Below are 16,992 nucleotides of genomic sequence, written 5' to 3'. Positions count from 1 at the left end.
TAGGCGATGCTCCATTTCTACTTTTGCGCACATAATTCTCTAAAATTGCATCCACGACAATGCCATTTTTCTTGTGTTTGTTCAAAATCCACAAGGTCTACAGGCTCGTTGGAAAAAATATCGGCTTGATACTTTTTCATTTCTAACACACTATACTGAAATGTATGTAAAATATTTTCCATATCAATATCGGTGAAGCTATATTTTTTCCGTTTTCCCGTTAGTAAATATTCATTATAGACCTCGATTTGCTCAAGCGGCACCCGATATTTTTGCTGCACATAATAGGCATAGAGGGCTAATTGCTGACGATCATCATCTGACTCTCCCCCCGTCTTCCAGTCCACGATAACCCATTTATCTGTTAGTTCATTAAAGTAATGAAAATCCATTACCACAAACACTTGGATATCGTTGATTTTCATCGAGCGAAATTGTTCTGGTTCTCCAATTCGTAAGGAGCCTCTTTGTGATGTAATTTGTTGAAATGTTTCACTTATCAAAAAATGCTCAAAGACAAGCTGGATTCGTTCTTTATAATCCTGTACTAGGTCAGAAGAAAGTTTGCCAGAATAGTATATTTCCTGCATCATATAATATTTATTTGGCTTGTGCCTCCAAGATTCAAGATGGCGAGTAGAATCTATAAATGCCGCATTCAGCTGTCCTCTAGCCCCATGAATCAGCTCCTCTAATGTGGGGGGCTGTCCGGTTTGTAAATAATCATTAATAGCCTGCTCAATAAAACGGTGAACAATTTGCCCAAATAAAATAGGCATGGGCTGCAGCTTTTTCAAACGATAAACAAGTTGATGATAAGGCTCCACATTGTAGCTCAGCCACCCGTTATGAGAAAAATAATATTCATAGCCATATTTACGGGCACAGCTTGTTAGCGTTTTATGGCGTGACAGTGACCACGAAAAGGTAGGATATGGTGTAATTTCAAACAGGACAATCACCTCCTATAACTGCTGGATAAAATCATAAACAAGCTGTACGATCAACACAATGGTTACAATACGAAGTAGGAGTTTTACTTGATTTGCTTTCACCTTTCTTGCTAAAACAATGCCAATTTGCGCACCAATCGTAGAGCCTACCATTAAAATCAATGTAAGTGGCCATTCAATTTTTCCCGTAGCAATATAAGTAATTGCTGCTCCTGAGCACATGGCGAATACACCTACCCTTGAGAGTCCAACTGCTTTAATATAAGAAATTTTCTCATGAGCATATGTATAAAGGGCTAGTGTACTACTGCCAGGCCCAAACATGCCATCATAAAAACCAACTCCAAGAAGGATTGGACCATTCTTTCGATTCATCATAAAGAGTTCTTTATGGCCAAAATCAGCCCCACCCATAAAGGACATCATTAACGCAAAGCCTAGTAAAAAGATGGCAATAAATGTCAATGTTTGGCTACTCATAAACGAAGCAAAAAGTCCACCCAATGTTCCACCGATTAACGATACTAATAAGACTGGCTGCATTTCTGACCATGCTAATTCTTTTCGTTTATAGATCGTATAAAAGCTCGAAAAAGCACTTACCATATTGGACACTTTATTGGCGCCAATGGCAGAATGAACTGGCACCCCCATTAACATCATCGTTGGTAAGGTGATTAAACCACCGCCACCCACTAATGTACCAATGACATTCCCAATGATTCCAATGAATAAAAATAACAAGTATTCCATCATATCCTTCTTTCTCTCTCACAAAAGCAATCATTCTATGATACAGTATAACAGATTGTAATTTTGAATGAGGATGGAAATGAGGGCAAGGATGCAAACACAACAAAAAACACCAACACCACGCTTTTGTCACCAGCTAACGGTCGTCGTGGCCATCATTTTTTTAGCTGGCTTCACAGCTACACTGATTCAATATCAAAAGCTTCCTGCAACGATTCCAGTTTTACAAAGCTTTACGAGTGACCACGCACAATTCGGACCAAAAATCGCCATATTTTATTTACCTTTTATTGCACTTATGCTATTTTTACTTTTGCACTATTTAGAGATGAAAGCAGCCTATCCTGTGATGCGTAAAAATAAACCGCCGCTGTCCCATAGTCAGCGTCAAAATGGCATCATGACATTTTGTCTCATAAAAAATAGTATTTTATTGTACTTTACGTACTCCCTTTTCAATGACCTTACGATCGCACTTGGGCACGATCGTATTTTACAGCAATGGCATGCGTATCTCTTTCTTTTCTTGCTCTGTGGTATTTTCAGTATGGGAATCGTACGAGGCATTTTATTGAATAAAAAGCATTAAAAAAGACGTATTAAAGAGTTGCTCTTTAATACGTCTTCCAAACATGAAACTACTCTATGGATTGCATAAATAAAATAAGCTGATCCTCTTGTATGCAATCGATGGCAACTTTATTACGTGACAGGTGACCACATTTTTTACATTGATGTACAATTTGATAACCTTTTTTAGATGAATAATCAATAGTAATCGGCTGCATTAACCCTTTACATGGATTGGCTCTATCACCAGGTATAATATCTAGGTGCTTAGAATATAAACAATGTGGGCAATGATTGCGGAAACTACCATTGTTTAATGGGATCACGTCCAGACCACACTGCTCACAATGAAATGCTGTATTTTCAGTTTTTCTACTCAATTGTTCTTCCTCCAAGACGATTTTTTCATCTTTGGAGAAAGGGTTCCGTTTTGTTTTTCTAAATTAATAGTATTAGGCTTTGATCATGATTTAACCCATTCACCATTTCGCTCTACAAAACGATTACTTCTAGTTCCACCTTCAAAAGAACATTTTTCATCTCTTTATCCGAACCACGATTGACTTTAGACTATTGTATCAACCACTGTAAGACGGACCTCTCCACCTTCCACTAGTCGGTGCTCATTGATCATCACTAACTTAGGCATTCGTCCCCTTATGAACAATTGTAGGAAATCTATTTACCTTCAAATGATCGACTCCTCATACGTTTCATGTTTTATTTAGTATACCAAATAGTTATTCACCATCCAATTCTCTTTCCATTTGTCTAAAATTATGTATTAAACCATACTTTTGTACACCACGCGCTTGTTCGATGCTAGCATCAGCCCATTGGCGGAACAATTCTTTATTGTTTTGGCTATGGGCGTAAACTGCCTCTACAGCAGGTTGCATCCAAGGCTGTGTCAGCTTGTCACTTCTCATAGCTGCCGTTCGACCTTCCATGGCTGCAATATAGCATAGGGCGTAGCTTGACAATGGCTCCTTGTTAATTTGCTGGGCAGCAGCCTTTGCCGCTCCAAGATTTTTTTCCATAATCGCTTTCGTAAATAGATAATTGTTTTTGATGGCTGGCTGCTTATAATGGTGGATGATGACATCCATAGCACGAATCTGTTCGTCTACCGTTTCATAAGCGGATGCATAGAGAGCCGCAAATATTGGTTCTTTCTGACGGCGCTTCACCCATTTATCTACAAGCTCCATATTGTTTGTTCGATATAAAATATGTACATGACGATAAATAATAGCTACCACGAACAAAGCAATTATACCGAGGGAAAAGGATAGCCGCACCCCTGATAAAGATAGCCCCATTGCCAGCAAAATAATGGCTAAATAAATGACTGTTAATTGAACAATTTTCATAATGCCTCCTACTGCAGCTTCCTGCGCATCTTACGTGAAAAGATGAAACCCGCTCCTATAAAGAAGACAAGTGCCATTACTTTCATGATAGGAATGATAAAAAGCTTACTGATGAGGAAAACAACGACTATATAATAGACCACCATTGCCAGTAAAAATAATGTTAGCTTATTCACGCGGCTCCCTACTTTCCTCTAATGCCGCCTCAATCGCGGCAAGCGCTTTTGGACCCATTCCATGTAAATGAGCTAAAGTGGAAAGATCAACGTTTTCCAGCTGTTTCAATTGTGTATAGCCTGCTGCTTGTAATGCACGAATTGCAGGCTTGGCTACTCCCTTTGGCCATTCTGTCATGTTTGCACTTCCCTTCACGAAAAATCTTCTCTGCCCTATTATGCAAGTGACGTCAAAGAAATGCAAATAAGTCAAAAAGATAGAATTTGAAACAATGATAGGCAAGCAGTCATTAAATTAGTCAAACTATGAATACTCCAGCTTGTCACAATGGAACCTCCGCCAACTCGCTCATTCATCCATCCCATTACATAGCCTGCTAGCCCTGTAGATAGTACAACTAACAAGATGATTGGAAATGGTAATACCGTCCACAACAGAGCCCCATGAATACACCCAAAAACGAGGCTTTGTAGCAAATTTCCGACTTGGAAACCAAAGGATTTTGCCAGCCTTTTCAATAAAAAACCACGGAACAATAGCTCCTCTGATAAGCCGGTTTGAATCATAGCATATAGAAGAGCGGGTATGAGCCCCGCTAAGCCAAGGCCAGCAAATTGATTGGACGCTAATATGGAACCATCCATATAAAAAAAGACGAGAGCGAAATTAGGCATCACTACTATTACAATAGAAAGTATATAAAATATGGCATATTTCCCCTTATCGACAATAATAGGCCTATGCAACCCTAACCATTCAAGAAAGGGTTGTTCCTTTTTTGCTGAAAAACTCCACCAAACAAACGGTATGACTGAAAATAACAACACTTGCACAATAGCATTAATCATATTTTCTCCCCCTATTCATTACGTTAAGTGTAGAAGAAAGAGCTATTAAATTCAATAATAATTTAATGATAATCATTAAATTATTAATCTTAAATATTAATTATTCATCGTTTCACTTTAATTATAATCGGGTGAGATTTCTTTGTTGTGCTTTGGTAAAATTTCATATATACTCAATTACAGACTATTAAGGTCTTTAATGTATGTAATAGTATTGGAGGTAATAACTATGAATATACATCTATTAGAGAAGGCTCGCATCTATGAACAAAGTACTCGTATCTCTGTACCAGCTTATGACACTTTATTCGCCATGACACAAGCCTATTTCCGAGCTCATTTAGGTGAGCAAGACTCATCCCTGCTAGTTGTAGGAGCTGGGGGCGGTAATGAGCTATCCGCATGGGGACCCTCTAATCCAAACTGGACTTTTACAGGTATTGACCCGTCTGAAGAGATGCTACAAATTGCTCAGTATAAGGCACAGCAATTATCTATAGAAAGCCGAGTTCAGCTTCTTCAAGGAACCATCGATACCTTGCCCCCCTCTCCATTAACCTATGATGCTGCTAGCTGCATCCTTGTGCTGCATTTTATCGAAAATCGACAGCAAAAACTTAACTTATTACACAACATTCATGCGCAATTAAAGCCCGGGAAACCTTTTATCCTCGCATGTGCCTATGGAGATCGAAATAGTGACGAACTGCAAGATCGCATTAAAATCTGGCAAAGCTTCTTTTTAGACGCAGGATACAAAAAAGCTAAGGTCGAAGATATGGGGAAAGTCATTATGAATATCTCTTTCCTATCCGATCAAGACATGCAGGAATTACTGAAAGAGGCTGGATTTAAGCAGGTTACTCGCTTTTTCACTTCTGGTCTTTTTGCAGGCTGGATGAGTCATGCCTAACCGAAAGCCCCCGCCATTTAGCTCAATTGGCGGGGGCTTTCACCAGGTGATTAGTAGATTTCATACAAACAATGACTTTTAAAAACTATAGCGCCGCTTTTCACCAATACATACTGTAGTAATACACATGATCATCTGTGGTCATCCCTACTTTTTCATAGAGCTTTTGGGCATTAACATTGTCCTTTGCTGTTTCGAGCATCATGTAACGAGCGTTCTCCTGCTGGCAATAGATGTAGCATTGTTCGATTAATGCTTTGGCCACCCCTTTTTTTCTAGCATGCACTGCCACAAATAAATCATTTAAAATAAATGCCCTTTTCATAGCTACGGATGAAAAGGTAGGAAATAGCTGCGCAAAACCTACTGGTTCCCCATTCAAGTATGCGAGAAAAATAGTGGATTGCTCCTTTTCCACACGTTCTTGGATAAACTGTTCGGCTTGCTTTAAATCAGTCGGTTGTCCATAAAACTCACGATAAGCATTAAATAACGGGACCACATCCCTAATTGTTGTCTGTGATACAGTACAAATATTCATATTCTACTCCCCATTTCAATTTATTGGTCATTCTAGTATGATGGTAGTAGATTATCTGACATTTAAAAAGAGACAGTTTCAAACATTTCAACATGTCGATGAGGTGCATTATGGACGATTTCATCTTTTTATTAACGGACAAAGAAGCCAAATATAAACAAATCTATCAGCAACTGAAAACCCTCATTATGGAAGGCACATTGGAAAAGAATGATACCCTGCCTTCTATTCGGAAGCTAGCAGAAACTTTGCAGGTGAGTCGCAATACGACATTAACGGCCTACGATCAGCTTGTAGCTGAGGGGTATATTCGAGGTGAAGGTCGGAAAGGGTACTTTGTGAATGCGTTGGAGCAAGTTTTCTTACAAGAGCAACCACAGCCTATTCAATCGAAGCCAATAAAGGATACTTCGGCATTACTTGTGAATTTCCTAGCTGGGGCTGTCGATCAACAACACTTTCCCATCAAGGCCTGGCGTCAAATCGCCAATCAGGTTTTACAGGAGCCAGCCTGTTATCAATATGGGGCACTGTTTGGAGAGCCTATACTAAAAGAACAGCTTGTCCAGTATTTACTACAGGCAAGAGGGCTCTATACCAATCATGAAAATATCATTATTGGAAGTAGTACACAGCAGATGCTTTTGTATCTTGCATTTTTACTGAAGGAAAATTTCCCTAGCATACTGCTGGAGGACCCAGGCTATGATGGGGCTCGGGAGGCATTTCAATTACATAACTTTGACATTGAGACCTTACCTGTGTTCGAAGCAGGTGCACAGCTTGATGTCTTAACAAATTGTCTTTCACGTCTCTTGTATGTCACACCTTCACACCATTTCCCCTATGGTGTCTCGATGAACATTCAACAACGGCAAGCACTGATACAATGGGCACAAAAAGTGAATGGCTATATTCTTGAGGATGATTATGATGGAGAATTTCGCTATACACAACAGCCATTCCCTGCCCTTGCCTCCATCGACCCATCTCGGGTAATTTATTTGGGTACATTCTCGAAATCCTTTTTACCAGGCATACGAATAAGCTATATGGTGTTACCTAATGCCCTCGTGCAGCCTTACAAAAGGAAATTTGCTCATTTTGAACAAAACGCATCCACCCTTCATCAACGCACCATGGCCCAATTTATGGCGCAAGGCGAATGGACACGCCATATTAAAAGAATGCGTCTAACCTATAAACAAAAAATGCATTGCCTTGTGCAGGAGCTACAACAACAATTCGGAGAGCAAATCACTATTTTAGGCGAACAATCGGGCCTCTATGTATTAGTGAAAATAAAGACTTCACTTTCTGAACAACAGCTCATCCAACAAGCAGAGTCCCACGGTGTAAGAGTTTATCCAACCAGTCCGTTTTTTCTCCAGCAAGCAAGTATAGAACCGATGCTACAACTAGGCTTCAGTAAGTTATCAATGGAAGAAATTAAATTAGGCGTTCAACTACTAAAAAAAGCATGGTCACCCCTTCAAAATAACACCTTTTTCGTACAATGAGTTTCATAAAAAGGACCATCAAAAATATGATGGTCCAACTTCTTCTTTCATTTTATTGTTTTAAAACATTTCTAACAAACAGTTGCTTATTTTTCTGAGCGATTACACTGACTATCGCAAGTAATAGCCCCGAAATGACAAAAACCAGTCTAATTCCTACTAAATCTGCTATTACCCCCATAACAAGAGAGCCAATGCCGAAAATCCCAGTCCCGATAGCACCTAATGAAGTATAAACCGTTGATAACTGTTCTTTTGACACACTGGTTTGTATCACTGTTTGTTGAGGAATTTGTTTAATTTGTCCAAAAAGCCCTACACAAAGTGATAAAAGTAAGGAAATCATTGGAATGCTGTTTATGCTAAATAACATTGTAAATATGAAGCTTGCAAAGGAACCAACAAAAATATAGGCTCCTATTTTCTCTTCCACCACAGAAGAAAATTTAATACAATAGGCACTTCCTAAAATCAACCCTAAAAAGTTGGCTCCATTGATAAATCCCCACCATTTTTCATCAACGTTCAAAGCATCGCTGACAAACACATATAAAATAGCAGCTATCCAAACTGTTGCTGCAATTGTTTCTAAAAATTCTATCCAAGCAATCCTTTTTAAAACTGGCGTATTAGATAAAGTTTGCCAACCCTCTTTAATCTTTTCAAGTTTCCCCTTTATTTCGGTTGATGGATGATTGTTTACACTTTCTAGCAGACAAAGTAATACGCTTGCCGTGACAAATAAACATCCAACTAACCAAATCAGTTGTTGAGCGCTCATAATAATTAACAAGGAACTTCCTACGAACCACATACCTGCTTGGATGACCTGCGTAATCGTTTCCGAAATTCCATTAGCTTGAAGTAGCTTTTCAGGTTTAACATAGTATGGAGTCAATGTCTGCCTGATTGGGTTAGCACATCCATCAAAAAAAGCAATCATTCCTATTATGAAAAAGATAAAATAATAATTAGCTGCTGATAAACCCATTACCATAAACCCTAGAATAAAGAGTAAAATCGTTTTTGCAATTTGTGACCCAGCTAGTAACCATTTAAGATTTAGTTTCTCAACCAACAGAGGTGTCAGCAGACTAGATATAAACATAGAAGAGGCAATTGTAAATGGCACAAACGATGCTGCAATGGCAGAGCCTGTTAACAAAAAAATTGTACTTATAACACTGACTATATATAATACATCGCCTATATTAGCGAGTGACTGACCTAAAAGTAATAAAGAAAAATTTCTATTCAATTTCATTTTATATCCCCCGATATTTCAATCTGATTTTGGCTAAATAGGGGAATATTAGATTGGACTATTCATTGAAATTTGACTCCTATCATCTAGCGGATAAATCTGGGGGATATCGATTTATCACAAGTTTTTTGATCTTCCATACATATTTAAATGAATTATAGCATTGTTTCTTTAACTATTACACATTCATAGTAAATTATTACCACATTTTAAGTTCATTCAATAACCAATCCTTCTTCAACTCAATTGCTCCATTTGTACAATAAATAAAAAAGAGCTGTCTACAGTCTTTTTTATTTTACATGAGACAAAGTAAAGTCGTTGATTTCTACTACGGGCAGACGATATCCGCGGTCGGGGTCTAGATGCTTCCCTTGAGGAGTATAGTGAAATCAGCAATAATTTACCAATATTAGAAATGAAAGAGAAAGAAAAATGACAAAATCCATGGAGAGTGAGCTACTCGATGGATTTTGTCTACAGTCTGGGAGCTGTCTAAACAGCTCATTGAGAAGCTATGTTATTTGTTGTTGTTTCCGCCTTAATTTGTTTTATATCCTCATCAGCTATTGTTTCAATTAATTTTTGTAATGCTTGATTAGCAATTCCTTTTGCAGTATGTTCTTGCCCCACCCTATAACCGAGATGACCGATTTTATGAAATCTATCAATATCCACTAAATTTATTCTTCCTAGAATAGAACTATCTTCATTTTTAATTAAATAGAAATATGACCCTCCCTGAGCTTGTTCTTCAAGTAAAGCTTCGTGTCTTTTTTTAAAAATCTCAGGGTTATAGTATTCTTCTCCACGAGTAGGTACCATTTCTTCGAAAAATTTTCTGTTTTCAAGTTCAAATTTATACAAACTTTCGGCATCTGCCACTTGTAATCGTTCAATATATAGATCCATATAATAAAAACTCCATTCCAATAGGACTCTACCCTTTACTTGAAGTAAAATCCCCCTATTGGCAAATGCCTTTATTTTTTATCTCTTATTTCTTCCAGTATTTCGATGACACGATTGTTTTGTTTTTCAATGGACTTCAACCTTTTTTCAATTAGGCTAGAAGAGAAAAACACAATGAGTACAATAGCTATTCCGACAATTAAATCCATTTCTATCCCCCTCACTAAATCCATGAATGTCTATGTATTTAAAGGTACAACCTTGTTCAACTATGCAGTAACATTATGACAAATAAAAGCTGAACTATTGTGAGAAGTAGTTCAGCTCAATATGCTTGTATATCCCTAGAAATAATCAATGAAGGTCGGTATGCCTACGGGTAATATGTCCTCCAGTAAGGCAATTTCCTCTTTACGTCCCTGTAACCGTTCGATTTTTTCTAAATAGCTTGGTCGTTTATAGCCTAGCAGCATCGTGGCCAAGGTTTGCACCGTTAAATGGACAGCATTTTCATTTAATGTCTCACTCACCTTTTGGACAGACAGCTTACCATCCACCATTTTGATGATGAAGGTACCATTATTCCAAGCTACAATCCGATCTGTTACGGCTAGCTGAAGTTCAAAGTCTTGACTGACAAATGGATAGCGTAATAAAAACTCTTTAACATCCACAATTCTCGCCATAAAATAAGGAGAGACCTTTTGAATAATCTCACTATCCTCTAATAGAAATGCTACTGCTTCATTACCTGTCGTTTTCCCATAGACATTATAAATCATGGAGCTATGGGCAGAGACAAAATTCCATAACCCTTTACGTGCTTCTTCCTGTAAATAGACGATTTCATCAATATAATAATTTTCCTCCATAATACGATAGAACATATAGCCCTGCGCCACATCTCCTTCATCGTAGTAGACGGCAGCCTGCAGGTTAACATCACTGTCAATGAATTTCTCTTCCCAGAAATCCTCCTGAAACTTCTCATTCCACGCAATGCTATTTCGCACCATTACCCCATGTGTTTTTTCGGCATATCGGGCGTAGATATCCACTACATCCTGATGCTTTGGATCGACACGTCGAATTTTCCCATTGAGTCCGGCATAATGCGGGAGCTGTGTATCCTTCACTTGGAACTCTACAATGTCACTCATAATTTCCCATCCCTTTTTTCGGTAATAGGGAATTGAATATGGAAATAAATAGGATATACATTGTCCCTCGTTGCGCATACTTTGTAGGCTTTCAATAATCAAGCTCTCCATCAAGCCATGGCCCGAATACTCTGGGTAGGTGCCAACTGCTGTAATCCCCCCCATTTCATAAATCTTCCCATGGACATTGACTTCAAAAGGCAAACTTAAAATTTGCGATACTAAATGCGAGCCATCAAACCATCCGATGGCATGTCCCTCATTAAATTGTCTACTTTTCGCATTCACAAAACGACGGTCCTTATGAATAGACATGGACATTTGAAAGACATAATTTAATAAGTCAATAGATTGTGCCATTTCATCCAATCGAATTTCTCGCATGATTAAGCCTTTTCGTTGATTCATGATTCCCTCTCCTCATCAAATAACTCACTAAAAATAGTTTGCGGTGCATCTAAAAACCGTTTGGTGACAATGTAATGAATGGAATCCTCATAACGGATTGTTTCAATTTCATCATTGTCAAAGCTATAAATCGTTGCATTAGGATAGCCCAGTAAAATCGGTGAATGTGTGGCAATAATAAATTGTGCCTCATGCTCTAGATCCTTCATAATTTTCAACAAACTTAATTGCCTTGTTGGAGACAATGCTGCCTCGGGCTCATCCAATAAATAAATCGCTTTACCCTTAAAACGATTCATAAATAATGCCAGAAAGGATTCACCATGGGATTGGTGATGTAGAGATTTTCCACCAAAAGCGTTATATCTCCTTGGATCTTCTATCAAATCAATATGACTGGCAAATTGATAAAATGTTTCGGATCGAAGAAAAAAGCCATTTGAAATTTTCGGCATCCACGACAAACGGATATACTCACCCAGTGAAGATTCTGCCTTATGTACTTCATACAGATTTTGGCGGCCACCACCTGCCGTATTAAAATCGCAACGATCTGCAATGGCTTCCAGTAAGGTTGATTTACCCGAGCCATTTTCCCCAACAAAGAAGGTCACATTAGTTGGAAACTCCAACTCCTGTAAATCCTGCAAGCTCGGGATATTAAAAGGATACATTTGTTTATTAGGAATCGTGTCCTGTAGCACTTTACATGATTTTAAATACATTTTATTTCCTCCTTCCTCTTATTATAACGAACAATGTCTCTACTGAAACGTTATCGCACTACCTCTTTGATAAAAAAGAATTAAGAATAGTCAATCACATCATAAAGTCATTATTTTTTCAATGAAAGTTCACAGCAGGAATAGTGCAAAATTGAGCGCTCGTAGTCCCACTCAACACCGCCATTATGTAAGAGATATTTCCCGAGAAATAAATAAGAAATATGTCGAAAGTTGCAATTTCATTCCGTGAAATTATGTCATATTTTTGATTTTTATAAAATTAAGTGGCAGCGTGATTCTCGGTATGAATGAAATTTTTCAATTGCGAAGAGTGTAATTTCCCAGCAATATTCAACGGAGTTCTATGATTATACCCAAGATCATCAGCATTTTTGCAGGCCATGGTCCTTTATATGCTGTTTGAGTAACAAATTTTCTCCGTGCACCTATTCCATCTATAAAAGTTCTAGAAACTAGGCTCCCCTCATAAATTGAGTAACAATCAAATGTTAGAAGGAGAAGAACAATGTTTGTCACTCATTATTATGAAAATAAAACGTCCGTATTAAGCCAATTGCTCGTCAAACTCCCTGCCATCGAAGAGGATATTCGTATTAAAGGACGAAAGGCAAAGGTAACTGAGGTGCTTCAAATTGACGACCACCATTATCATGTGAAAATTATTTTTGAGAAAGTTCCTAAAAAGCAGCCACTTAAAGATTTAGGTAAGAAAAAGAGATAATCTATAACGTTTATTTCCTCTAAATTCGGGAATAACCATAGTACTATTGCGAATTATTCTCACCCTATTATTTCTCCAAACAAATTTGTTGACATTTTAATTGATAACAATTATCATTATCAATAGATTATTTCTTTTCTCCAAATTGCTTATTTCAGAATCCCCCTCTTTTTTGAATAAGCATGTATCAAACGGATATTCTTACATCAGACTAAGAGTATCCGTTTTTATCTGTATATTGGAGGAATTTTACATAATAAAGGAGCTGTTTTGACATGGATTATCGTATTGAAAAAGACACTATGGGAGAAATCAAAGTACCTGCTGATAAAATTTGGGGTGCGCAAACACAGCGCAGTAAAGAAAATTTCCAAATTGGCACGGAACAAATGCCTATTGAGCTTGTGCAGGCGATGGCTATTTTAAAGAAAAGTGCTGCAATCGCGAACAATAAACTAGGCAAGCTTTCAGATCTTAAAGCGAATGTAATCGTTCAGGCAGCAGATGAAGTTTTAAATGGACAATGGGATGATCAATTCCCACTAGTTGTTTGGCAAACTGGCAGTGGTACACAATCAAACATGAACGTTAATGAGGTGATTGCACACCGCGCGAACCAACTTTTACAGGATGCTGGTGAGGCAGATCGCATTCATCCGAACGATGATGTCAATAAATCACAAAGCTCGAATGATACATTTCCAACTGCATTGCATATTGCGGCAGTTTTAAAAGTGGAAGATTATTTATTACCACGACTACGATTATTAAAATCAACTTTGGAAGACAAAGCCACTCAATTTAAAGATATTATTAAAATTGGTCGTACACATTTACAGGATGCCACACCTCTTACATTGGGTCAGGAAATTAGCGGCTGGGCAGCTATGCTAGAGAAATCCGAGCATATGATTATTCAAAATATAGACTATATGAAAGAGCTTGCGATTGGTGGAACAGCGGTTGGTACTGGGATCAATGCACATCCAGAATTTGGTGATCGTGTTGCGGCGGAAATCAGTGAGCTAACAGGCAAAACATTCGCCTCTGCTGCAAATAAATTCCATGCATTAACAAGCCATGATGAAGCCGTTGTTGCACATGGCGCTCTCAAAGCTTTAGCAACTGATTTAATGAAAATTGCCAATGACGTTCGTTGGCTTGCAAGTGGGCCACGCTCAGGGATTGGTGAAATTACGATCCCAGAAAACGAACCAGGCTCTTCCATTATGCCTGGTAAAGTAAATCCTACACAAAGTGAAGCGATGACAATGGTAGTCACACAAGTAGTAGGAAATGACGCGACGATTGCTTTCGCAGCATCTCAAGGGAATTTTGAACTAAACGTCTTTAAGCCAGTCATCATTTATAACTTCTTACAATCAACTCGCCTATTAGCAGATACAATGAAATCTTTTAATGACCATTGTGCAATTGGCATTGAGCCGAATAAAGAAGTACTCGATCATAACTTACAAAACTCATTAATGCTTGTAACAGCATTAAATCCATATATCGGCTATGAAAGCGCAGCAAAAATTGCGAAAAAAGCTCACAAAGAAGGCACTACGTTAAAAGCAGCAGCTATTGCAAGTGGTCTGCTAACAGAAGAGCAGTTCGATGAATATGTTGACCCCGCTACAATGATTTACCCGAACGTAAAATAATGTAAGAATAAGTATTCACCTACCATTTGGCGAAAAACGGTAAAAGGATTGGGGTCATTTCCCCAATCCTTTTATTTTTCACGATTCTAGACTATGATTTTTCATATTGATTAGAGAATAAACATACGTATCATATGGCACATTATTTTGATGCATATATTTCTTTAATAAGCCTTCTTTTTCAAAGCCTACTTTTGTTAATAGCTTGTTGGAAGCATCATTTTCTGTGAAAACAATGGCTCCTATACGTAATAACTCCATCTCTTGAAAGCCAAATGAAATGACTTTGTTCAGCGCCTCTTGTGCATAGCCTTTTCCCCAACTGTCAGGGAAAAGGGCATAGCTTATCTCAGCTCTCTTATGCTCTGTTGACCATTCTTGAAATCCAATAGTACCTATTAGGCCTTCTCGCCCCTTCAGTTCTATCCCCCATTTAATGCCTTGTTGTTCCTCATAGTTTTTTGAAAAACGATTAATGATTTGTTTAACTTGCTCTAAACTAGTTAATGGATTTTGACCGTAATGACGTAATACGTCAGGGTTAGAAAAGCAATTTAAAATAGCTTGCGCGTCCTTTTCTGTAATTTCTCGTAACACTAATCGATCCGTATTTAAAGTAGGGAACATGTGGCCACCTCTTTCAAGTATGTTATATCTTCCATATTTTATATGAAAAGAGCGAAGATTGCTTTATTTATTTTTTAGTAAACACGATTGTTATTTAAGTTTAATTTTTTGAATGTCAGCAACAACTATAGATTCTGCCTCTATTTTCATATATTGATATGTAGATTTCTTCAAATAGCCTTCTTTGTTTAAATACTCTTTTAGGTCTGATTTTTTCTCAAATATTTTTTCGTTCACCCATTGCTCGTAATCCTGCTCATCATTCCCTTTCGTCATGGTCATCACATAGACTTTCGTCATACGCATCTCCCTCTCCCTTGGTTCATGCCACACTGATGCACCTCATAAAAAATACCCTGTCAGTGGACAGGGCGTCAGCAACGAAGCTGTTGATATCGTAAAAAAATAAGTACTGGTGGACGAACGTCTAAACTATTTATCGACATGACCATTTTGTCAATCCTTTTCCCTTGGAATGGCTGCATGATCATCGGCTTTAAACGACGGGTTGTCCGTTTCTTTTTGTTAGGCTTGCTACCGTAGTATGTTAATGGTAATAGCAGTCGCTTTGATTGTTTGATGTTGCGGTGGTGTTTTGGGTTCCATATACAATGTTGAGTAATACGCATCCGCAATGACAATCACATAAATAATCAAAAGTAATCGTTTTGTTCAATAGCTCAAAAATTTCAATTCTCCCTTTTCAAATCAAATCTGTCTCTACTAATTCATACGAACAGAGATGAAAAAGGTTTCAACTATTTGTAGGGAGACAAATTTGCCTCCCTTTCCCCCCTAAACTACTGCCACCATCATTTTCCCAACGATCGATATCCCAATGATCCTGATCTTTTTCTGTGCTTCTCGGAACGAATGCCAACTCCCTCACCCTTTTCAAACGTTCTTATCTAGTTTATGAAAGGATAAGGGTTTTCGTTCATCGTAAAATAGGCTTAATTTTAAAACCTAAGGCAATCGCCGCTCCGATACAACTGGATAGACAGCCCACGATCAAATAGATGCTTACTGTAGATTCACCAATCAGGACAGAGGCAATGCCGCCTATGACAGGAAATAAGGCGACCATATAGCCACTCTTCGCTCCTCCAATCCTTTCAACTAGCTTTAAATAAAATAGCCAGGCGAGAAACGAGGCGATTACCGTTAAATACAGCAATGCTGATAAATAGGTTATGGATGTTGGAATCATTATTTTTTGTCCTGCCATCCAGACAATTCCACACATGACCAAACTCCCAACGGCAAAGCCAATCGCATTGGCATAAACCGGGTCAATGTGGCGCTTCGCATTTCTGGCAGAGCTAGCATCACCGATTGCTGTCAGTAGTGTCCCTAAAAAAGCAATAAAAATCCCTTTGAAATCAGCTAACCCTGAAAAACTATGTAAAGTTGGGTAGATTAATACACCCACTCCTATGATGCCTAAAATACCACCAAGAAGTACACGGCGATGCAAAGGTTCTTTCAAAAAAATTCGTAAAGCAATGGGCGTTAATATCACTTTTAATGAAAAAATTAACGTGACAATGGCTGCTGAACTGAGCATCGTTGCGTAATACAAACATAAATAACTGAATGCAAAATTACAAACACCAAAAACAATGATAAAGGGGACATCCTGCTTCTGTGGTTTGCCTTGTGGTTTCATCAACCAAGCAAGTATTAAAAATAATAGAGCTGTTATGACTAAACGATAGGTTAATGATAATTCTAAACTAACGGGGGTCCCCTGTATTTTTACGGCAATAAAATTTAGACCCCATACGATTAAACAAAATAGATACATAAAATTTGTCATACTGTAAATTCCTTCAACTT

General features: G+C 38.0%; 21 protein-coding genes. 5 read left to right on the top strand and 16 right to left on the bottom strand.

All coding sequences use genetic code 11. From position 1 onward, the window contains the following. Positions 1-17: 17 nt before the first annotated feature. A complete protein-coding gene (locus tag A2J09_RS05250) occupies positions 18-962 on the bottom strand; it encodes a PD-(D/E)XK nuclease family protein (protein ID WP_012294054.1) in 945 nt (314 codons plus the stop codon). Between the two features lie 3 nt (positions 963-965). Then, positions 966-1,706: a sulfite exporter TauE/SafE family protein gene (locus A2J09_RS05245; RefSeq protein WP_036161368.1), complete on the bottom strand. Its 741-nt coding sequence runs from the start codon at positions 1,704-1,706 to the stop codon at positions 966-968. A 91-nt stretch (positions 1,707-1,797) separates the two neighbouring features. On the opposite strand from A2J09_RS05245, the gene A2J09_RS05240 reads away from it, so the two are divergent. Beyond that, complete coding sequence (locus A2J09_RS05240; protein ID WP_031419779.1) at positions 1,798-2,295, top strand: hypothetical protein; 498 nt, start codon at positions 1,798-1,800, stop codon at positions 2,293-2,295. 49 nt (positions 2,296-2,344) lie between these two features. On the opposite strand, the gene A2J09_RS05235 is transcribed toward A2J09_RS05240, so the two are convergent. The 5 genes from A2J09_RS05235 to A2J09_RS05220 all read right to left on the bottom strand — a co-directional run bounded on the left by A2J09_RS05235 (position 2,345) and on the right by A2J09_RS05220 (position 4,674). Further along, the gene (locus A2J09_RS05235) at positions 2,345-2,656 is read right to left on the bottom strand and encodes an RNHCP domain-containing protein (protein WP_031419777.1); all 312 of its coding nucleotides are present in this window, start codon (positions 2,654-2,656) and stop codon (positions 2,345-2,347) included. 360 nt (positions 2,657-3,016) lie between these two features. Continuing rightward, entirely contained in the window at positions 3,017-3,649 is a 633-nt protein-coding gene (locus A2J09_RS05230; protein WP_012294050.1) for a hypothetical protein, read from the bottom strand. An 8-nt stretch (positions 3,650-3,657) separates the two neighbouring features. Further along, the gene (locus A2J09_RS23870) at positions 3,658-3,825 is read right to left on the bottom strand and encodes a hypothetical protein (RefSeq protein ID WP_008175876.1); all 168 of its coding nucleotides are present in this window, start codon (positions 3,823-3,825) and stop codon (positions 3,658-3,660) included. After that, on the bottom strand, positions 3,818-4,003 hold the full coding sequence (locus A2J09_RS05225; RefSeq protein WP_012294049.1) for a hypothetical protein: 186 nt from the start codon (positions 4,001-4,003) through the stop codon (positions 3,818-3,820). The genes A2J09_RS23870 and A2J09_RS05225 overlap by 8 nt, the downstream gene beginning before the upstream one ends. 71 nt (positions 4,004-4,074) lie before the next feature. Beyond that, positions 4,075-4,674, bottom strand: coding sequence for a CPBP family intramembrane glutamic endopeptidase (locus A2J09_RS05220; protein WP_012294048.1), 600 nt, complete (start codon positions 4,672-4,674; stop codon positions 4,075-4,077). 229 nt (positions 4,675-4,903) lie between these two features. Here A2J09_RS05220 and A2J09_RS05215 point away from each other — a divergent pair, with 229 nt between their 5' ends. Beyond that, the gene (locus A2J09_RS05215) at positions 4,904-5,587 is read left to right on the top strand and encodes a class I SAM-dependent methyltransferase (RefSeq protein WP_012294047.1); all 684 of its coding nucleotides are present in this window, start codon (positions 4,904-4,906) and stop codon (positions 5,585-5,587) included. A 100-nt stretch (positions 5,588-5,687) separates the two neighbouring features. On the opposite strand, the gene A2J09_RS05210 is transcribed toward A2J09_RS05215, so the two are convergent. Continuing rightward, on the bottom strand, positions 5,688-6,128 hold the full coding sequence (locus A2J09_RS05210; RefSeq protein WP_036161364.1) for a GNAT family N-acetyltransferase: 441 nt from the start codon (positions 6,126-6,128) through the stop codon (positions 5,688-5,690). Positions 6,129-6,238: 110 nt separating this feature from the next. On the opposite strand from A2J09_RS05210, the gene A2J09_RS05205 reads away from it, so the two are divergent. Beyond that, positions 6,239-7,648: a MocR-like pyridoxine biosynthesis transcription factor PdxR gene (locus tag A2J09_RS05205; RefSeq protein WP_012294045.1), complete on the top strand. Its 1,410-nt coding sequence runs from the start codon at positions 6,239-6,241 to the stop codon at positions 7,646-7,648. Positions 7,649-7,700: 52 nt separating this feature from the next. Here the strand turns inward: A2J09_RS05205 and A2J09_RS05200 are convergent, their stop codons facing one another. From A2J09_RS05200 to A2J09_RS05185, 5 genes are all read right to left on the bottom strand, one after another. Then, positions 7,701-8,912: an MFS transporter gene (locus A2J09_RS05200; protein WP_012294044.1), complete on the bottom strand. Its 1,212-nt coding sequence runs from the start codon at positions 8,910-8,912 to the stop codon at positions 7,701-7,703. Positions 8,913-9,416: 504 nt separating this feature from the next. Further along, on the bottom strand, positions 9,417-9,824 hold the full coding sequence (locus A2J09_RS05195; RefSeq protein WP_012294043.1) for a GNAT family N-acetyltransferase: 408 nt from the start codon (positions 9,822-9,824) through the stop codon (positions 9,417-9,419). Between the two features lie 71 nt (positions 9,825-9,895). Then, the gene (locus tag A2J09_RS23865; RefSeq protein WP_171821085.1) at positions 9,896-10,033 is read right to left on the bottom strand and encodes a hypothetical protein; all 138 of its coding nucleotides are present in this window, start codon (positions 10,031-10,033) and stop codon (positions 9,896-9,898) included. A 135-nt stretch (positions 10,034-10,168) separates the two neighbouring features. Continuing rightward, positions 10,169-11,392 carry a GNAT family N-acetyltransferase gene (locus tag A2J09_RS05190; protein ID WP_012294041.1) on the bottom strand — a complete coding sequence of 408 codons (1,224 nt, stop codon included), beginning with the start codon at positions 11,390-11,392 and terminating at the stop codon, positions 10,169-10,171. Then, entirely contained in the window at positions 11,389-12,117 is a 729-nt protein-coding gene (locus tag A2J09_RS05185) for an AAA family ATPase (protein ID WP_012294040.1), read from the bottom strand. Before A2J09_RS05185 ends, A2J09_RS05190 begins: the two co-directional genes overlap by 4 nt. Before the next feature lie 526 nt (positions 12,118-12,643). Here A2J09_RS05185 and A2J09_RS05180 point away from each other — a divergent pair. Beyond that, positions 12,644-12,859: a hypothetical protein gene (locus tag A2J09_RS05180; protein WP_012294039.1), complete on the top strand. Its 216-nt coding sequence runs from the start codon at positions 12,644-12,646 to the stop codon at positions 12,857-12,859. Positions 12,860-13,134: 275 nt separating this feature from the next. Then, positions 13,135-14,526 carry a class II fumarate hydratase gene (gene fumC / locus A2J09_RS05175; protein ID WP_012294038.1) on the top strand — a complete coding sequence of 464 codons (1,392 nt, stop codon included), beginning with the start codon at positions 13,135-13,137 and terminating at the stop codon, positions 14,524-14,526. Between the two features lie 78 nt (positions 14,527-14,604). Here the strand turns inward: fumC and A2J09_RS05170 are convergent, their stop codons facing one another. The 3 genes from A2J09_RS05170 to A2J09_RS05160 all read right to left on the bottom strand — a co-directional run bounded on the left by A2J09_RS05170 (position 14,605) and on the right by A2J09_RS05160 (position 16,972). Then, the gene (locus A2J09_RS05170) at positions 14,605-15,153 is read right to left on the bottom strand and encodes a GNAT family N-acetyltransferase (RefSeq protein WP_012294037.1); all 549 of its coding nucleotides are present in this window, start codon (positions 15,151-15,153) and stop codon (positions 14,605-14,607) included. Positions 15,154-15,243: 90 nt separating this feature from the next. Then, positions 15,244-15,453: a hypothetical protein gene (locus tag A2J09_RS05165; protein ID WP_031419762.1), complete on the bottom strand. Its 210-nt coding sequence runs from the start codon at positions 15,451-15,453 to the stop codon at positions 15,244-15,246. A 637-nt stretch (positions 15,454-16,090) separates the two neighbouring features. Further along, on the bottom strand, positions 16,091-16,972 hold the full coding sequence (locus A2J09_RS05160) for a DMT family transporter (protein ID WP_036161361.1): 882 nt from the start codon (positions 16,970-16,972) through the stop codon (positions 16,091-16,093). Positions 16,973-16,992 lie beyond the last annotated feature (20 nt).

Source organism: Lysinibacillus sphaericus (assembly GCF_001629735.1).
Taxonomy (GTDB): Bacteria; Bacillota; Bacilli; order Bacillales_A; family Planococcaceae; genus Lysinibacillus; species Lysinibacillus pinottii.
Note: the sequence above shows the minus strand (reverse complement) of the source record. Positions and strands in the feature narration are given on the sequence as shown.